A 14220-nucleotide genomic window follows, 5' to 3' on the forward strand; every position below is an offset into this window, starting at 1 on the left:
CCGGGGCCTACCCTTAGGGTGATGCACCATTTGGGATGGTGGCCTTTTTTCCTGGGCATGGTCCTCGCCGCACCGGTCCTCCAGCTAAGAGGGGAGGTGGAGGGACCCTTGGTCCTGGCTACCCCCGGCCTTTTGCTGGAGGGGAGGGGAGCGGTCCTGCGGGGGGATAAGGGGCACACCCTGAGCCTCCTGGCCCCGGGCATACGGGTGAGGGGGCTGACGGTGGTGGGGGCGGGGCCAGGGGACGACTTCTTTGAGCCGGATGCGGCCATCTACCTCCGGGGTTGCCGGGGGTGTCTCCTCGAGGGGATAAGGGTGGAGGGTGCTCCCACCGCGGTGCGGATGGAGGACTCCCCAAGGGCGGTGGTGCGGGGCCTGAGGGCCAAAGGCCTGGGGGAGTCCCCGGGGGTTCTGGTCTACGGGAGCCCGGGGGTGCGGATGGAGGGGAGCCACCTCCTTGGCTACATGGACGCGGTCTACGTGGAGTACAGCCCGGACATGGTCATCCGGGACAACCTCTTGGAGGAGAACGGGCGCTACGGCTTCCACGTGATGTTCTCCTGGGGGGTGCGGGTGGAGGGAAACCAAAGCCTCCGTAACGGCATCGGCAACGCGGTGATGCACGGGGTGGCCAACCGTGTGCGGGGGAACCTGCTGGCTGGACAGGGGAGCCCGGTGGGCTACGGGCTCCTGGTCCAAGACGAGCGGGGGACCCGGGTGGAGGCCAACCGCTTTCAGGAGAACACCCTGGGTCTGGTCCTCATGGATGCCCAAGGGGTGGAGGTCAAGGGGAACCGCTTTCAGGAAAACGGCACCGCCCTGCGCATCACCCGGGAGCGGGGCGGGAACTCCGCCCGGGTGGAGGGGAACGCGTTTCAGGGAAACCTCTACGACCTCCTGGTGGACGACCCCGAGGCCAAGGCCAAGGTGGTGGGCAACCGCTACGACCGGGCCAGCGGCCTGCCCGTGCCCCACCTGCCCACGGGCTCCTTCGCCCTTCTCCTGGCCCGCCAGCCGGAGCTTTCCCTCTTCGCCCTCTCCCCAGGGGTGCTCCTCTGGGAGGCGGCGGAGGCCCAGGTGCCGGGGCTAAGGCTGGTGGCCCTGGCCGATCCCAAGGCGGAGCCCTTGGCCAGGGAAACCCGGCCCCATGGGGGGTGGCTGGTCCTAGGTCTTTTGGGAGGTGTCCTATGGTGGCGGTGGAGGGCCTGAGGAAGCGGGGGCGGCTCCTAGGGGTGAGCCTCCGGGTGGAGAGGGGCGTGGTGGGCCTTTTGGGCCCCAACGGGGCGGGGAAGAGCACCCTTTTGGCCCTCCTCGCCGGACGCCTAAGGCCCGACGGCGGGGAGGCCCGCCTCCTGGGCCACGCCCCCCGGGACCCCAAGGCCTTGCCCCTTCGGGCTTACCTCCCGCAAAGCCCGAGGCTTTTTCCCCACCTGAAGGCCCTCGAGGTCCTGGAGGGAGCCAGACGGGTAAAGGGCCTGGGGAAAGGGGCCCTGGAGGAGGCGGTGGGGCGCATGGGCCTGGAAAGTTTTCTGCACCGGCCTGTGGCCGTCCTTTCCGGAGGGCAGCGCCAGCGCTTGGCCCTGGCCGTAGCCCTCATGGGGGACCCCCCCATCTGGCTCCTGGACGAGCCCACCGCCGCCTTGGACCCCAAGGGGCGGGAGCGCTTCTGGGCCTGGGTGGGGGCCAAGCGGGAGGGGGTGGTCCTCCTGGCCCTGCACCACGTGGAGGAGGCCCGGCGGGCGGACCGCCTGGTGCTCCTGAAGGGGGGTGAGGTCCTGGAAGAGGGCCCCCCCGAAGCGGTTTTGGGCCTAAGGGACGAGCGCGTTCCCTGGCTAATGGAGGTGCTCTATGAGGAACCGGCGTGAGGTGCTGAAGGTTTTGGGCGGTCTGGTGGTGGCGGCCCCGGTGCTGGCCCAGCACGGGGGACACGGGACGATGGGCGGGGCGGCTCCCACCGCCTCCCCGGGCGCGGTGATCCCCGCCAAGCCCATCCCTTGGGAGGACGGCCAGTGCGCCTTCTGCGACATGCCCATCAAGACCCCGGAGGGGCAGTGGCGGGGGCGCACCTTCCCCAAGGGCTTCTTCGAGCAAACCTATTCCCAGATCGCCTTTGAGAAGCCCAGGCCCGCCCCCCACGACCCCAAGCAGGTGGTGGAAGCCCTGCACTTTGAGAGCATCGCCTGCATGGTGAACTACGCCTGGGTGCACGGGATTAGGGACGGGGAAGGGGCCACCTTCTACGTCACCGACCGGGGGGCCTACGACCCTGCCCGCCCCCAGGAGAGCGTGCGCCTCATCCCCGCCCGTCAGGCCACCTATTACTGGGGGGAGAGGATGATGGTGGTGATGAACGCCCGGCTGGTGGCCTTCGCCGACCCCGCCCAGGCCCGCGCCTTCGCGGAGCGGCACCGGGAAGCCCACGGCCGCCAGCGGTTCCTGGACTTCCAGACCCTCTGGGACCTGGCCCCCTTGCCGGAGATGAACCTGGTGGCCCTTCTGGCCCGGCACGCGGGGCTCTTGGAGGAAGGGCACGGGCACCACGGGCACTAGGCCATGCGGCGGCGTGAGCTCCTGATCGGGGCCCTAGGGGTGGCCCTCCTGGGGCGGGCCCTGGCTGCCCCCCGGGCCCTTAGGGTGGGGGTGGACGCCTGCCCCTACTGCTTCATGACCATCCTGGACGCCCGCCATGCGGCCCAGGCGGTGAACCCCCAGGGGAAGGCCTTCTTCTACGACGACCCCGCCTGCCTCCTGGACCAGCTGAACGGCTGGGGAGGGCCTTCCCTTACCGCCAAGGAGGTCTACCTGGCGGACTTCGCCGAAAGCTCCCGCACCGCACCCAAGTGGGTGGCGGCGGAGAAGGCCCTCCTCTACCACAACCCCCGGATCCGCACCCCCATGGGCTCGGGGCTTTTGGCCTTCAGGAGCCGGGAGGCCCTGGAGCGCCACCTCAAGGAACGGCCCGAGCGGGCCGGGGGGCGGGTGCTCACCTGGGCGGAGGCCCTCAAGGAAGGGGAGAAGCGCACCTGGGTGCCTGCCGACTTCTTCCCGCCGCCCCCCAAGGCCCCATGACCGCCCTCTTCCTGAAGGAGACCTGGCGCAACCCTTGGACTTTGGGGCTTCTGGCCCTGCCCCCCCTCTTGGCCCTGGGCTTCCTGGGCCGGGGGGAGGGGGTGGGGCTAGTGGGGCTTTACTCGGGGCTTCTCCTCCTCCTACCCCCCCTGGTCCTGGGCCTGGGGGTGCCCCTTTTGGCCTCGAGGGAGGAGTGGGCCTTCCTCCTGGGCCTGCCCCTCCGCCCCTTCCGGGGGTTCTTCCTGGGGGCCTTGGGGGTCTTCCTGGGCCTCGGCCTGCCCCTGGCCCTGGGCCTCCTTCTGGGGGCGGGGGTCTTGGGGCTTACTGGAGAAGCCCTTCTCTGGCTCCTCCTCTCGGGGGCGGGGGTGCTGGCCTTCTGGGTGGGGCTGGCCGCCCTCCTTTCCGCCCTTCTCCTGGAGGAAAGGCGGGCCTTGGGCCTGGGCTTCGCCCTCTTCGGCCTCCTGAACGTCCTCTACGGACCCCTGGTGGTGGCCCTGGCGGTGCGCCTCAAGGACTACCCCTTGGAGGGCTTCCTCGCCCTGGCCCTCCTCCTGAACCCCCAGGAGGTCCAGCGGGTGGGGCTCCTTGCAGGCCTGAAGGCCCCCGTCCTCACCGGGCCCGTGGGCTACCTGGTGGCGGAGAGGCTGGGGGAGGTGGGGCCCTTTCTGGGGTTCGCCCACCTCTTCCTCCTTGGCCTGGCCTTGACGCTTCTCGGCGCCCTGGTCTTCGCCCGCCGGGACCGGTAGCATGGGGCGTATGAAGGTCTTGCTCACCACCTTGGACGCGGTGCCGGGCCACCGGGTGGCTCAGGTCCTGGGGGTGGTCAAGGGGAGCACGGTCCGGGCCAAACACTTGGGCAAGGACCTCTTGGCGGGGCTTAGAACCCTGGTGGGAGGGGAGATCCCCGAGTACACGGAGATGCTGCAAGAGGCTCGGGAGCAGGCGGAACAGCGCATGGTGGAAGCGGCCAGGCAGCTTGGCGCCGATGCGGTCTTGGGGGTGCGGTACGCCACGGCCAGCGTCATGGCGGGGGCGGCGGAAATCCTGGCCTACGGGACCGCCGTCCGCCTAGAGCCTTCCAGGGAGCGCCCCTAGTGCGGCTTGCGGCCCTTTTTCTGGTCCTCCCCTTCTTCCTCCAGCTTTTGGGCCTGGGGGATACCCCCTTGGGCGGGGGGCTTTGCGGGGAGGTCTTCCGGGTGCGGGACCCCGCTTTGGCCCTGCAGACCCCCGGCTTCTGGTACGGCCTTCTCTTCATGCTCCTCCTGGCCCTGCAGCTGGGCTACGGCCTGAGCCTGCTCCTTCTGCCCCTCCTGGAGGTCCGCCTGGGCCCGGGGTGGCTCCGGGTGGGGCGGTACCTGGTGGGGGTGCTCGCCCTCCTCTTCCTCCTCACCCGCCTCACCGGCCTTCCTGCGCCTGGGCCTGGGGGATGGGTGCTGGAGCGCGCCCCCCTGGACCTCCTTTCCCTCCTCCTGGTGGGCCTCTCCCTAGCAGGGGGGGCCCTCCTGCGGGAGAATGGGGGGCATGGAACGGCTGCTTGAGGTGATGCGCCGCCTACGGGGCCCCGGGGGCTGCCCTTGGGACCGGGCCCAGACCCATGAGAGCCTGGTCCCTTACCTGCTGGAGGAGGCCAGCGAGGCAGCGGATGCCCTTCTGGCCGGGGATGCCGAGGCGATGGCGGAGGAGCTGGGGGACGTCCTCCTGCAGGTGGCCTTCCACAGCGTCATCGCCGAGGAGGAGGGACGCTTCACCTACGGGGACGTGGAGCGCCGCATCGTGGAGAAGCTCATCCGCCGCCACCCCCACGTCTTCGGGGACGCCAGGGCCGACACCCCCGAGGAGGTCAAGGCCCGCTGGGAGGTGCTGAAGGCGGAGGAGGGGAAGGAGGAAAAGCCCTGCGGCTTGCCCAAACACCTGCCCACCCTCCTCCGGGCCTACGAGCTGCAGAAGCGGGGGGTGGAGAGGGGAAGCGAGGCGGGCCTGAGGGCCGCGCTGGAGCGGGGGGACCTGGAGGAGGCGCTTTGGAACCTGGTGGGGCTTTTCGCCGAGCGGGGCCTGGACCCCGAGAGCGCCTTAAGGCGGCGCTCCCTCAGAGCCTGCCGGGAGGGCTAGACCTCCCCGAGGGCTTCCGCCTGGCGGCGGTGGCCGTGCCCCTTCTGGGGGAAAGCCTGCTCTTTACCCTAAGAAGCCCCCACCTGCCCACCCACGCCGGCCAGGTGAGCTTCCCCGGGGGGGCGGTGGAGCCGGGGGAGACGCCGGTGGAGGCGGCCCTGCGCGAGGCGGCGGAGGAGGTGGGGCTTGAGGGGGTGGAGCCCCTGGGCTTCCTCTCCCCCGCCCTTTCCCCCCAGGGCTTCCTGGTCCAGCCGGTGGTGGTCTTCCGGGAGGACCTTTCTCCCCTAAGGCCCAATCCCCTCGAGGTGGCCAGGGTCTTCCTGGCTCCTTTAGAGGAGCTTCTCCGGGTAAATCCCTGGAGCGAGGTGCGCCATGGCCGCACCGTTTGGCATTTTCCCTGGCGGGGGGTGGACATCTGGGGGGTCACGGGGAATATCCTGAGGGAGTTCCTGGAGGTGTGGCGTGGAGCGCATCGGGATCCTCCTGGCGGACCTCTTTGACGAGCGGGAGTTCCTCTACCCCTACTACCGGGTGCAGGAGGCGGGCTACACCCCGGTGGTCCTGGGCCCTGAGGCCCGAGAGTACCGGGCCAAGTCGGGTTTTTCCTGGAAGGCGGAGGCAGGCGCCCAGGAGGCCCCAGAGCTTAGGGGCCTCCTCATCCCCGGGGGCTTCGCCCCGGACTACCTGCGCCGGAGCCCCGAGGTGCTTTCCCTGGTGCGGCGGGTGGCGGAGGAGGGCAAGCCCATCGGGGCCATCTGCCATGCGGGCTGGGTGCTGGTGAGCGCCGGGCTGGTGCGGGGGAGAAGGGTCACGGGCTTTCCCTCCATCCGGGACGACCTGGAAAACGCCGGGGGGCTTTACCAGGAGGCGGGGGTGGTGGTGGACGGGAACCTGGTCACCGCCCAGGGGCCTAAAGACCTCCCCGGCTTCATGCGGGCCTTCCTGGACCTCCTTGGAGGCTGAAGCGGGTCCCCGCCTCCCCAGAGAGCACCCTCGCCAAAACGCCCCGTTCCCCCTTGGCGATGGCCGCCCAGGGGGCCCCTGCCTCCAGGGCCCTTAGGGCCGCCTCTACTTTGGGGATCATCCCTCCCTGGACCACGCCCTGGGCCTTGAGGGCCTCCACCTCCTGGGGGGTCAGGCGGGGGAAGCGGGTCTGGGGGTCCTTGGGGTCCTTTAGCACCCCCTCCACGTCGGTGAGGAAGACCGCAGGCCACCCTAAGGCCCCGGCCACCGCCCCGGCGGCGGTGTCGGCGTTCACGTTCAAGGGGCCTTCCTCGTCCAGGGCGATGGGGGCCAGGAGGGGGGTGTAGCCCTTTTCCAGGAGGTCCAAGAGCAGGTCCACCCCCACCCCCACCACCTCCCCCACCCGCCCGAGCCCCGGCAGGGCCCGGCCCCGGAGGGTGAGGGCATCGCGGCCCGAAAGGGCGAGGGCCCTTCTTCCCCTTCGGGAAAGCCCCTCCGCCAGGCGCTTTCCCGTGAGGCAGAGGCTCATCTCCACCGCTTCCATCTGCTCGGGAGGCGTCACCCGCAAGCCCCCCACGAAGCGGCTCTGGAAGCCGAGCCTTTCCAGGAGGGCCCCGATCTCGGGCCCGCCCCCGTGCACCAGGACCAGGGGGCCGGGGTAGCCCGAAAGCTCGTCCAGCAGGGCTTCGGCCCCCCTTAGGCTTCCCCCTACCTTCACCACGAGGGCTTCACTCAAGGTAGACCACCTCCTCGGGCAGGCCTTCCTCCTCCTCGGCCTCGAGGAGGTCCAGGAAGCCCAAGGCGGCGTGGTCGGGGTGGAGGCCGAAGGGGGCCGCCAGGGCCTGGACGGCGCTCACGGGGGGCATGGCCTGGGCCGCCTGGAGCAGGGGGAGGAGGTCTTCGGGGCCCCATAGGGCCTCCCCCAGCTCCGGGCCCCGCCTCAGCTCCGCCTGCACCCGGCCCCCTTCCGCCAGGAGGAAGAGGAGGTCCTCCTCCGCCAGGACCAGGAAGGCCAGGGCCTGCCCCAGCTGGGAAAGGGCCTCCAAAAAGGCCCGCACCCCTTTTGGGTCCTCCTGGGCCTCGAGGGCCTCGTGGTAGAGGCTCACCCAGGGGAAGTCCGGCACCAGGTAGACCCCCGCGCCCCCCGTGCGCTCCTGGGCGAAGGCCAGGACCTCCTCCAGGGGGGCCTTCACGTGGAAGGAGAGAAAGCTCCGCACCAAGCCCTATACTAGCCTCTGTGAGCGCCCTCTACCGCCGCGTGCGCCCCCTCACCTTCGCCGAGGTGGTGGGCCAGGAGCACGTGAAGGAGCCCCTCATGCGGGCCATCCGGGAGGGGCGGCTGGCCCAGGCCTACCTCTTCTCCGGGCCCCGGGGGGTGGGGAAGACCACCACCGCCAGGCTTCTGGCCATGGCGGTGGGGTGCCAGGGGGAGGGGGAGCGCCCCTGCGGGGTCTGCGCTCACTGCCAGGCGGTGCAACGGGGGGCCCACCCCGACGTGGTGGAGATCGACGCCGCCAGCAACAACTCGGTGGAGGACGTGCGGGAGCTTAGGGAGAGGATCCTCCTCGCTCCCCTTTCCGCCCCCAGGAAGGTCTTCATCCTGGACGAGGCCCACATGCTCTCCAAGAGCGCCTTCAACGCCCTCCTCAAGACCCTGGAGGAGCCCCCGCCCCACGTGCTCTTCGTCTTCGCCACCACCGAGCCCGAGAGGATGCCCCCCACGGTTCTCTCCCGCACCCAGCACTACCGCTTCCGCCGCCTGAAGGAGGAGGAGATCGCCTCCAAGCTCCAGCGCATCCTTAAGGAGATGGGGCGGGAGGCGGAGGCGGAGGCCCTCCTCCTGGTGGCCCGGCTGGCGGACGGGGCCATGCGGGATGCGGAAAGCCTTCTCGACCGCCTGCTCCTCCTGGAGGGCCCCCTGACCCGGAAGCAGGTGGAGGAGGCCTTGGGCCTTCCGCCCAAGGAAGCCCTTTCCCGTTTGGCCCGGGGCCTGGCCCGGGGGGACCTCAAGGAGGTGCTCTCGGAGGCTCGGGGGCTTTACGCCAAGGGCTTTGCCCCAAGGAGCCTGGTGGGAGGGCTCATGGAGGTGCTCCGGGAAGCCCTCTACGCCGCCCACGGCCTGCCGGGGGAGGGCCTCGAGGCTCCTCCCGAAGCCTTACTGGGAGCCCTCACCGCCTTGGACGAGGCCATGGAGCGCCTTGCCAAGCGCTCGGATCTCCTGGCCCTGGAGGCGGCCTTGTTGCAGGCGGCCAGGGTTTTCCCGAGGGCCTCCTCCTTCCAGCCGGGTAAGGAGGAGGTTCAGCCCACGGCCAGCCCTCCTTCCGGGGAAGGGGTGCGGGCCGAGGCGGCTTTGCCTGAAGGGCCAGCTCATTTGCGTGGGCAAGGGGCTTTCCAGGAAGGCCTGCCCGAGTTCCATCCCACCAAGCCCCTGGTGCCGCCAGGGGCCAGGGAAGCAGGCCTTTCCGGGGAGATGCCGAGGGACCTGGCCGGGAGGTGGCGGGCGTTCCTCGAGGCCTTGAAACCCACCCTGAGGGCCTTCCTCAGGGAGGCCCGGCCGGACCTGGAAGAAGGGCGCTTGGTGCTTCGCTTCCCCGAGAGCAAGGCCTTCCACCACAAGCGGGCTGAGGACCAAAGGGCCACCCTTCTCCCCCTGGTGCGGGCCCACTTCGGGGTGGAGGAGGTGGTCTTTCTCCTGGAAAAAAAAAGCCCAGACCCTAGGCCTCCTTCCCGGAACCTTCCTTTGCCCGGGGAAAAACGTGGGCGTGAGGAAGAGCCCAAGGCCTCCGAGCCCGCTTCCCCAGCCTTGCCCCATGGGAGTGTCCAGGAGGCCAGGGATTTTCCTGGAGGGGAGGAGGAGCCGTGGGAGGCCTTGCCCGAGCCAGCCGAAAGGCCGCCTTCCGCGGAAGCTCCTTGGCGAGGGGAGGAAGACCCCTCCGGCCAAGACGCCATGGCGGAGGAACCCATAGGGCTTCCTGAGGATCCCAACCGGCGCCTGGCGGAGATCACCCGGCTCTTGGGGGCGCGGCTTCTATGGGTGCGCAGGCCCAGGCTTTCCGAGGCTGAGGAACCGCTGAGTGAAGACGACATAGGGGGTACTGGTATATAATGCCCCCATGACCAAGACCACCGAGCTGGGTCAAGAAACCGTAGAAAACATCCTTAAGCGGCTACGGCGTATCGAAGGCCAGGTGAGGGGTTTGCAGAAGATGGTGGCGGAGGGGCGTCCCTGCGATGAGGTCCTTACCCAGATGACCGCCACCAAAAAGGCCATGGAGGCGGCGGCCACCTTGATCCTCGAGGAGTTTCTCAACATCTGCGCCGCCGAGGTTTCCGAGGGCAAGGTGGATCCCAAAAAGCCCGAAGAGATCGCCACCATGCTGAAGAAGTTCATCTAGTCCCTTGGCGGGGGCCAGGAGCCAGGGCTTAGGGCAGGGCTTCGGGAAGGTGAAAAAGAGGCTTAGGCGCCTCTTGCGGGCCTTCTTCCCTCGAGGGGAGGAGCCGGACGATGCCTTCGCCCTGGCCTTTTTGCAGGGGGAGGAGCGCACCCTTTACCTTTCCATGGACCCCAGGGACCGGGCCCATGCGGTGCGGGTGGCCCGCCGGCTTTTGAAGCAGTACCCGGATGCCCCTACCTTCGCCATCCGGGCTGCCCTTCTTCACGATGCGGGAAAGGCCCTGAGGCCCTACCGTCCCCTGGAGCGCATCCTCACCGGGCTTTACACCCCCCCGGTACCCCCTTATCCCCTGCGGAGGGGGATCTTGGGGGCCTTCCAGGTGCGGCGCCACCACCCCCTGTACGCCGCGGAACGCATCCAGGACCCGGAGGTGCAGGCCTTGGTACTGGAGCACCACCATCCGCAAAGCCTCTGGGGAAAGCGGCTTCACCAGGCGGACCAGGAGGAATAAACCCCCCCTTTTGGGCAAATGCCCCTAGCCAAGCCGGACCCTTAAGGAGTAGGGTATCAAAGAACGAAGGAGGGCTTATGGAAGACTTCACCTGGCGCGTGGGCGGCCCCCAAGGGGGCGGTATAGAGACGGCGGCCACCCTGTTCGCCCGGGCGGTGGGCAAGGGGGGCTGGTGGGTGGCCACCAAGCGGGAGTACCACTCCAACATCATGGGGCGGCACTCCTACCTGGACGTGCGGCTCTCGCGAAAACCCGTGGAGGCCTTCCGAGAAAGGGTGGAGATGCTGGTGGCCCTGGACGGGGAGACCCTGGCCCGCCACCTGGACCAGGTGCGCCCTGGAGGAGCGCTCCTTTACGACCCCAAGGTGCTGGACCTTACGGTGCACAAGCTCCCCATGCTGGACCACCGGGTGGCGGATGCCCTCTCGGAGCGCTTCGGCAAGCTGGACCCGAGCTTGAAGGAGATTCTGCAGGTCTACGTGGAGGCAGGGGTCCAGCCCCTACCCTACCCCTTTGAGGAGGTGGCGGACCGGATTGGGGCGGAGCTGGGCGTCCCTTCCCTGCAGGCCCGGCGCACCCTGAACACCATCGCCGTGGCGGCGAGCCTCCACTTCCTGGGCTTCCCCCTGGAGCCCCTCTTGGAGGCTCTGGCCCTGCAGTTTAGGGGTAAGGTATTAGAGCTAAACCAGAAGGTGGCCGAGGCGGTGTACCGGGAGGAGGTGCCCAAGCTTCCCTTCCAACTTCACCTGAACGGCTATGAGCCGGGCCGGGTCTACCTCACCGGGGCCCAGGCGGCGGCCTTGGGGAAGCTGGCCGGGGGGCTTCGCTTCCAGACCTACTACCCCATCAGCCCGGCCACGGACGAGTCCACCTACCTCGAGGCCCACACCGCCTTCCAGGGGGCGGACGTGGCCGTGGTCCAGACCGAGGACGAGATTGCCGCGGTGACCATGGCCGTGGGCGCCGCCCTCACCGGGGCCAAGGCCGCCACCGCCACCAGCGGCCCCGGCTTCAGCCTCATGGCTGAGGGCCTGGGCTTTGCCAGCATGATCGAGGCCCCCTTGGTGGTGACCCTCTACCAGCGGGGTGGGCCTTCTACCGGCCTTCCCACCCGCACCGAGCAGGGCGACTTGATGTTCGCCATCCGGGGTGGGCACGGGGAATACCCCCGGCTGGTCCTGGCCTCGGGGGACATTCTGGACGCCTTCTTGGACGCCCAAAAGGCCTTGGTCTGGGCCTGGCGCTACCAGACGGTGGTGGTGCATCTTTTGGACAAGTTCCTGGCCTCCATGGCCCAAAGCCTTCCCAAGGAGGCCTTGAAGGTGCTCTCCCTGGATGGAGAGAAGCGCCTTACCCCCAGAAAGGAGGGGTTTGGCCCCTACGAGCGCTACGCCCCTTCCGAGGACGGCATCTCCCCCTTCATCCCCATCGGTGCCCCTGGGGGCTTCTACTGGATGACCTCGGACGAGCACGACCTCGAGGGCCACATCACGGAGGATGTGGCCCTCAGGGAATACCAGATGGAAAAGCGCATGCGCAAGCTGGAAGCCGCCCGTAAGGAGATCCCCCTCGAGGACCAGTACACCCTTTACCGGGATGGGGAGGTGCTGGTCCTGGGCTGGGGCACGGTGAAGGGCACCCTCCTGGAGGCCCTGGACCACCTGCCCGGGGTAGGGTATCTGCACCTCAGGCTCCTTTGGCCCTTCCCCGAGATCGGCCCCCTCCTGGAGGGAAAAAGGCTGGTCACGGTGGAGCACAACTACTCAGGGCAGCTGGCGGACCTGGTGCAGCAGGAAACCTTAAAGCGGGTCCATCACCGCATCGTGAAGTACAACGGCCGCCCCATCACCTTGGATGAGGCGGTGGAGGCCTTGGAACAGGTGCTTGCGGGCAGGGCCCCGGAGCGCCTGGTGCTTAGGAGAGGAGTGTAACCATGTTGGAACTCAAACTTGCCGATTACAAGGCGGAAAAGCAACCGGACTGGTGCCCGGGCTGCGGGGACTATGGCATCCTTTCTGCGTTGCAGATGGCCCTTTTTGAGCTGCGGAAGGACCCCAGCCAGACCGTGGTCTTCTCGGGGATCGGTTGCTCGGCCAAAACCCCCCACTACCTGAACGTGTACGGGGTCCACACCTTGCACGGCCGCGTGCTGCCCATCGCCCAGGGGGCCAAGCTGGCCAACCCCCACCTCACGGTGGTGGCGGTGGGCGGGGACGGGGATGGCCTCGGCATCGGGGCCGGGCACTTTGTGGCCGCAGGCCGCCGTAACGTGGACATGCTCTACATCCTCTACGACAACGAGGTCTACGGCCTCACCAAGGGGCAGGCGGGGCCCACCTTGGGCCTTGGGGAGAAGACCAAAAGCCTCCCCAAGCCCAACCCCCAAGGGCGCATCAACCCCCTTCTCCTGGCCTTTGCCTCCGGCTACACCTGGATCGCCCGCGGCTACGCCTACGACGTGAAGGGCCTGAAGGAGCTCATCAAGGAGGGCCTCGAGCACAAGGGCCTGGCCTTCCTCCACGTCCTTCAGCCCTGCCCCACCTACAACGACCTGCACACCAAGGAGTGGTTCGCTCCTAGGCTCTACAAGCTCCAGGATGAGGGGTACGATCCGTATGTTCCCGAGGGGCTTCCCCCAGAGGAGTTGGACAAGAAGATGGCGCAATTCCAGGAAAAGGCCGCAGAATGGGGAGAAAGGATTCCCATAGGGGTTTTCTGGAAGGCGGAGGTGCCCACCTTTGAGGAGCGCCTCAAGGCCTACCTGCCCCGCTACCCCGAGGTCTACCCCGCCCTGGGGCAGCGGGAGCCTTTGGACCTCGAGGGGCTCCTGAAGGAGTTCGCCCTCTAGGGCCGGATGAGCCGCTGGGGGGTGGCGATCAGGTCCACCCGGCGCTCCGGCTCCACGGGGAGCTTGGGGTAGACCATGAGGGCGTGGGCCAGGGTGGCGAAGGGGGCTTCCACGGCAAGCCAGCCTTGGGGAAAGCCATAGCCCTTCCCCACCCACCCCCCTTCCTCGTCCACGGCCACAGCCCCGATGAGGACCAGGTCGATGGGCTGGCCCTTTAGATCCACCCTCACCCCATAGCGGTAGGCCTCCCGCACCCGCTTGAGCCGCCTAGGGTCCAGGTCCTTGAGGAGCACGAACTCCCCTGGCCGGTCGGGGTGGGGGAGGATCAGGGCCTTCCCTTGCCGCAGGGCCTCCTCCCGCAGGGGTTTCAGCACTGCATCCATACCCGCCAGGATGAGCCTGGCCCTTTGGAACTCCGGGGTGCGGAGGAGGTGCGCCGCCGCCCGCTTGGCCCCCAGGAAGTTGGGGTGGTGGCCGTGGGGGGGTGTGGGGTGGAGGGCCAGGTCGTAGCGGGCCAGGGTGTTCCAGACCTCTTCCCTGAGCTCGCCTAGGGTCATGGGCCTAGGAGGTGAAGGGAAACCCCCGGCAGGAGGCCCTTGGCCTGCCCCTCGAGGGCCTTCTGGTATAGCCTCCGGTCCGCCGTCCAAAAGGGGGCGGCAAGCCCTTCGGCCAAGGCCAGGTAGTGGGCGTCGTAGACCGCTCCCAGCCCCAACTCGTGGCCCAGCTCCAAGGCCCGGGTGTGGATCCAGGGCTCCTGAAAGTAGCGGAAGCCCAGGCGCAGGGCTTGGCGCCAAAGGGTCTGGGCTTCCCCCAGGGTCATTTCCCCAGCTCGGGCGTAGCGGTACAGGGCGTTGGCTGCCTCGTAAAGGGCCAGGCTGGGGAGGGCCATCTCCAGTTCCTTGGCTTTCCACTCCCGGTAGTGCTGGACGGCGGGGGCCCTTTCCGAGTCCGCCAGGAGAAGGCGCACCAGGACGCTAGCGTCCAGGACCAAGAAGCTCACGGTCCCGCTCCTCCCGCATGGCCCCGATCACCTCTTCCGGCGGCGTGAGGGGTCTTCCCAGGCGCTCCCGGATGCCCCGGTTCACGCTCAGGATAAGCCCCAAGGGATCCTCCCCCTCGCCCTTCAGGCGCTCGTAGGCCTCGGGGGAGAGGATGACCGCCAAGGGCTTGCCCCGCCCCTCCACCAGGATCACCTCCCCCTCGCCCACCCGCCGGAGCACCTCCCCGAAGTGCACCCGGGCCTCTGTGGCGCTGAGCCTGCGCTTTTGATGCATCATTGCATGGATTAGTTTATTCCCGCGGGAGGCCGGCCGCAAGCGTAAGCT

The 14220-nt window shown here is 68.7% G+C and carries 20 protein-coding genes; 15 read left to right on the plus strand and 5 right to left on the minus strand.

The window, feature by feature from the left end:
• The first annotated feature begins 21 nt into the window (after window positions 1–21).
• The 10 genes from L1087_RS10855 to L1087_RS10905 are packed head-to-tail and all read left to right on the plus strand — an operon-like array spanning window position 22 to window position 6141.
• The gene (locus L1087_RS10855; protein WP_267964876.1) at window positions 22–1209 is read left to right on the plus strand and encodes a NosD domain-containing protein; all 1188 of its coding nucleotides are present in this window, start codon (window positions 22–24) and stop codon (window positions 1207–1209) included.
• Window positions 1188–1865, plus strand: coding sequence for an ABC transporter ATP-binding protein (locus tag L1087_RS10860; RefSeq protein ID WP_234558920.1), 678 nt, complete (start codon window positions 1188–1190; stop codon window positions 1863–1865). Before L1087_RS10855 ends, L1087_RS10860 begins: the two co-directional genes overlap by 22 nt.
• A complete protein-coding gene (locus tag L1087_RS10865) occupies window positions 1849–2550 on the plus strand; it encodes a nitrous oxide reductase accessory protein NosL (RefSeq protein WP_234558921.1) in 702 nt (233 codons plus the stop codon). Before L1087_RS10860 ends, L1087_RS10865 begins: the two co-directional genes overlap by 17 nt.
• A gap of 3 nt (window positions 2551–2553) precedes the next feature.
• Window positions 2554–3069, plus strand: coding sequence for a nitrous oxide reductase accessory protein NosL (locus L1087_RS10875; protein ID WP_267964877.1), 516 nt, complete (start codon window positions 2554–2556; stop codon window positions 3067–3069).
• Window positions 3066–3815: a hypothetical protein gene (locus L1087_RS10880; protein ID WP_234558922.1), complete on the plus strand. Its 750-nt coding sequence runs from the start codon at window positions 3066–3068 to the stop codon at window positions 3813–3815. Before L1087_RS10875 ends, L1087_RS10880 begins: the two co-directional genes overlap by 4 nt.
• A gap of 10 nt (window positions 3816–3825) precedes the next feature.
• The gene (locus tag L1087_RS10885) at window positions 3826–4164 is read left to right on the plus strand and encodes a YbjQ family protein (protein ID WP_234558923.1); all 339 of its coding nucleotides are present in this window, start codon (window positions 3826–3828) and stop codon (window positions 4162–4164) included.
• Window positions 4164–4607, plus strand: a complete 444-nt coding sequence (locus L1087_RS10890; RefSeq protein WP_135260152.1) for a hypothetical protein — start codon at window positions 4164–4166, stop codon at window positions 4605–4607. Before L1087_RS10885 ends, L1087_RS10890 begins: the two co-directional genes overlap by 1 nt.
• The gene (locus L1087_RS10895) at window positions 4582–5178 is read left to right on the plus strand and encodes a MazG family protein (RefSeq protein WP_038040858.1); all 597 of its coding nucleotides are present in this window, start codon (window positions 4582–4584) and stop codon (window positions 5176–5178) included. Before L1087_RS10890 ends, L1087_RS10895 begins: the two co-directional genes overlap by 26 nt.
• A gap of 29 nt (window positions 5179–5207) precedes the next feature.
• Window positions 5208–5678, plus strand: coding sequence for an NUDIX hydrolase (locus L1087_RS10900; RefSeq protein ID WP_234558924.1), 471 nt, complete (start codon window positions 5208–5210; stop codon window positions 5676–5678).
• A complete protein-coding gene (locus L1087_RS10905; RefSeq protein WP_135260154.1) occupies window positions 5641–6141 on the plus strand; it encodes a type 1 glutamine amidotransferase domain-containing protein in 501 nt (166 codons plus the stop codon). Before L1087_RS10900 ends, L1087_RS10905 begins: the two co-directional genes overlap by 38 nt.
• Here the strand turns inward: L1087_RS10905 and argB are convergent.
• Together argB and L1087_RS10915 are read right to left on the minus strand one after the other, a co-directional pair.
• The gene (gene argB, locus L1087_RS10910) at window positions 6107–6877 is read right to left on the minus strand and encodes an acetylglutamate kinase (RefSeq protein WP_234558925.1); all 771 of its coding nucleotides are present in this window, start codon (window positions 6875–6877) and stop codon (window positions 6107–6109) included. The genes L1087_RS10905 and argB overlap by 35 nt on opposite strands.
• The gene (locus tag L1087_RS10915; RefSeq protein WP_234558926.1) at window positions 6870–7361 is read right to left on the minus strand and encodes a hypothetical protein; all 492 of its coding nucleotides are present in this window, start codon (window positions 7359–7361) and stop codon (window positions 6870–6872) included. The genes argB and L1087_RS10915 overlap by 8 nt, the downstream gene beginning before the upstream one ends.
• A gap of 17 nt (window positions 7362–7378) precedes the next feature.
• Here L1087_RS10915 and dnaX point away from each other — a divergent pair, with 17 nt between their 5' ends.
• The 5 genes from dnaX (at window position 7379) to L1087_RS10940 (ending at window position 12895) form a co-directional block, all read left to right on the plus strand.
• Window positions 7379–9247 (plus strand): DNA polymerase III subunit gamma/tau, encoded by a 1869-nt coding sequence (dnaX, locus tag L1087_RS10920; protein WP_234558928.1) that lies wholly within the window; start codon window positions 7379–7381, stop codon window positions 9245–9247.
• 7 nt (window positions 9248–9254) lie between these two features.
• Window positions 9255–9536, plus strand: coding sequence for a metal-sensitive transcriptional regulator (locus tag L1087_RS10925; protein ID WP_015716013.1), 282 nt, complete (start codon window positions 9255–9257; stop codon window positions 9534–9536).
• 49 nt (window positions 9537–9585) lie between these two features.
• Entirely contained in the window at window positions 9586–10047 is a 462-nt protein-coding gene (locus L1087_RS10930; protein ID WP_038043288.1) for an HD domain-containing protein, read from the plus strand.
• Between the two features lie 77 nt (window positions 10048–10124).
• Window positions 10125–11978 carry a 2-oxoacid:acceptor oxidoreductase subunit alpha gene (locus L1087_RS10935; RefSeq protein ID WP_234558930.1) on the plus strand — a complete coding sequence of 618 codons (1854 nt, stop codon included), beginning with the start codon at window positions 10125–10127 and terminating at the stop codon, window positions 11976–11978.
• 2 nt (window positions 11979–11980) lie between these two features.
• A complete protein-coding gene (locus tag L1087_RS10940; RefSeq protein ID WP_135260160.1) occupies window positions 11981–12895 on the plus strand; it encodes a 2-oxoacid:ferredoxin oxidoreductase subunit beta in 915 nt (304 codons plus the stop codon).
• On the opposite strand, the gene L1087_RS10945 is transcribed toward L1087_RS10940, so the two are convergent.
• From L1087_RS10945 to L1087_RS10955, 3 genes are read right to left on the minus strand one after another with little or no spacing between them, the layout of a single operon-like run.
• Complete coding sequence (locus L1087_RS10945) at window positions 12892–13452, minus strand: 5-formyltetrahydrofolate cyclo-ligase (RefSeq protein WP_135260161.1); 561 nt, start codon at window positions 13450–13452, stop codon at window positions 12892–12894. The genes L1087_RS10940 and L1087_RS10945 overlap by 4 nt on opposite strands.
• Entirely contained in the window at window positions 13449–13895 is a 447-nt protein-coding gene (locus L1087_RS10950) for a type II toxin-antitoxin system VapC family toxin (protein ID WP_234558933.1), read from the minus strand. The genes L1087_RS10945 and L1087_RS10950 overlap by 4 nt, the downstream gene beginning before the upstream one ends.
• On the minus strand, window positions 13870–14169 hold the full coding sequence (locus L1087_RS10955; protein ID WP_234558935.1) for a type II toxin-antitoxin system Phd/YefM family antitoxin: 300 nt from the start codon (window positions 14167–14169) through the stop codon (window positions 13870–13872). The genes L1087_RS10950 and L1087_RS10955 overlap by 26 nt, the downstream gene beginning before the upstream one ends.
• Window positions 14170–14220: the final 51 nt, after the last annotated feature.

This window comes from Thermus tengchongensis (assembly GCF_021462405.1).
GTDB lineage: Bacteria > Deinococcota > Deinococci > Deinococcales > Thermaceae > Thermus > Thermus tengchongensis.

What these genes read in the sequence shown, in the direction of transcription:
- L1087_RS10955 (WP_234558935.1), bottom strand. Translation starts at nt 14,169, where the DNA reads ATGCATCAAAAGCGCAGGCTCAGCGCCACAGAGGCCCGGGTGCACTTC.
- L1087_RS10855 (WP_267964876.1), top strand. Translation starts at nt 22, where the DNA reads ATGCACCATTTGGGATGGTGGCCTTTTTTCCTGGGCATGGTCCTCGCC.
- L1087_RS10940 (WP_135260160.1), top strand. Translation starts at nt 11,981, where the DNA reads ATGTTGGAACTCAAACTTGCCGATTACAAGGCGGAAAAGCAACCGGAC.
- L1087_RS10880 (WP_234558922.1), top strand. Translation starts at nt 3,066, where the DNA reads ATGACCGCCCTCTTCCTGAAGGAGACCTGGCGCAACCCTTGGACTTTG.
- L1087_RS10895 (WP_038040858.1), top strand. Translation starts at nt 4,582, where the DNA reads ATGGGGGGCATGGAACGGCTGCTTGAGGTGATGCGCCGCCTACGGGGC.
- L1087_RS10860 (WP_234558920.1), top strand. Translation starts at nt 1,188, where the DNA reads ATGGTGGCGGTGGAGGGCCTGAGGAAGCGGGGGCGGCTCCTAGGGGTG.
- L1087_RS10935 (WP_234558930.1), top strand. Translation starts at nt 10,125, where the DNA reads ATGGAAGACTTCACCTGGCGCGTGGGCGGCCCCCAAGGGGGCGGTATA.
- L1087_RS10875 (WP_267964877.1), top strand. Translation starts at nt 2,554, where the DNA reads ATGCGGCGGCGTGAGCTCCTGATCGGGGCCCTAGGGGTGGCCCTCCTG.
- L1087_RS10945 (WP_135260161.1), bottom strand. Translation starts at nt 13,452, where the DNA reads ATGACCCTAGGCGAGCTCAGGGAAGAGGTCTGGAACACCCTGGCCCGC.
- L1087_RS10885 (WP_234558923.1), top strand. Translation starts at nt 3,826, where the DNA reads ATGAAGGTCTTGCTCACCACCTTGGACGCGGTGCCGGGCCACCGGGTG.
- L1087_RS10865 (WP_234558921.1), top strand. Translation starts at nt 1,849, where the DNA reads ATGAGGAACCGGCGTGAGGTGCTGAAGGTTTTGGGCGGTCTGGTGGTG.
- L1087_RS10925 (WP_015716013.1), top strand. Translation starts at nt 9,255, where the DNA reads ATGACCAAGACCACCGAGCTGGGTCAAGAAACCGTAGAAAACATCCTT.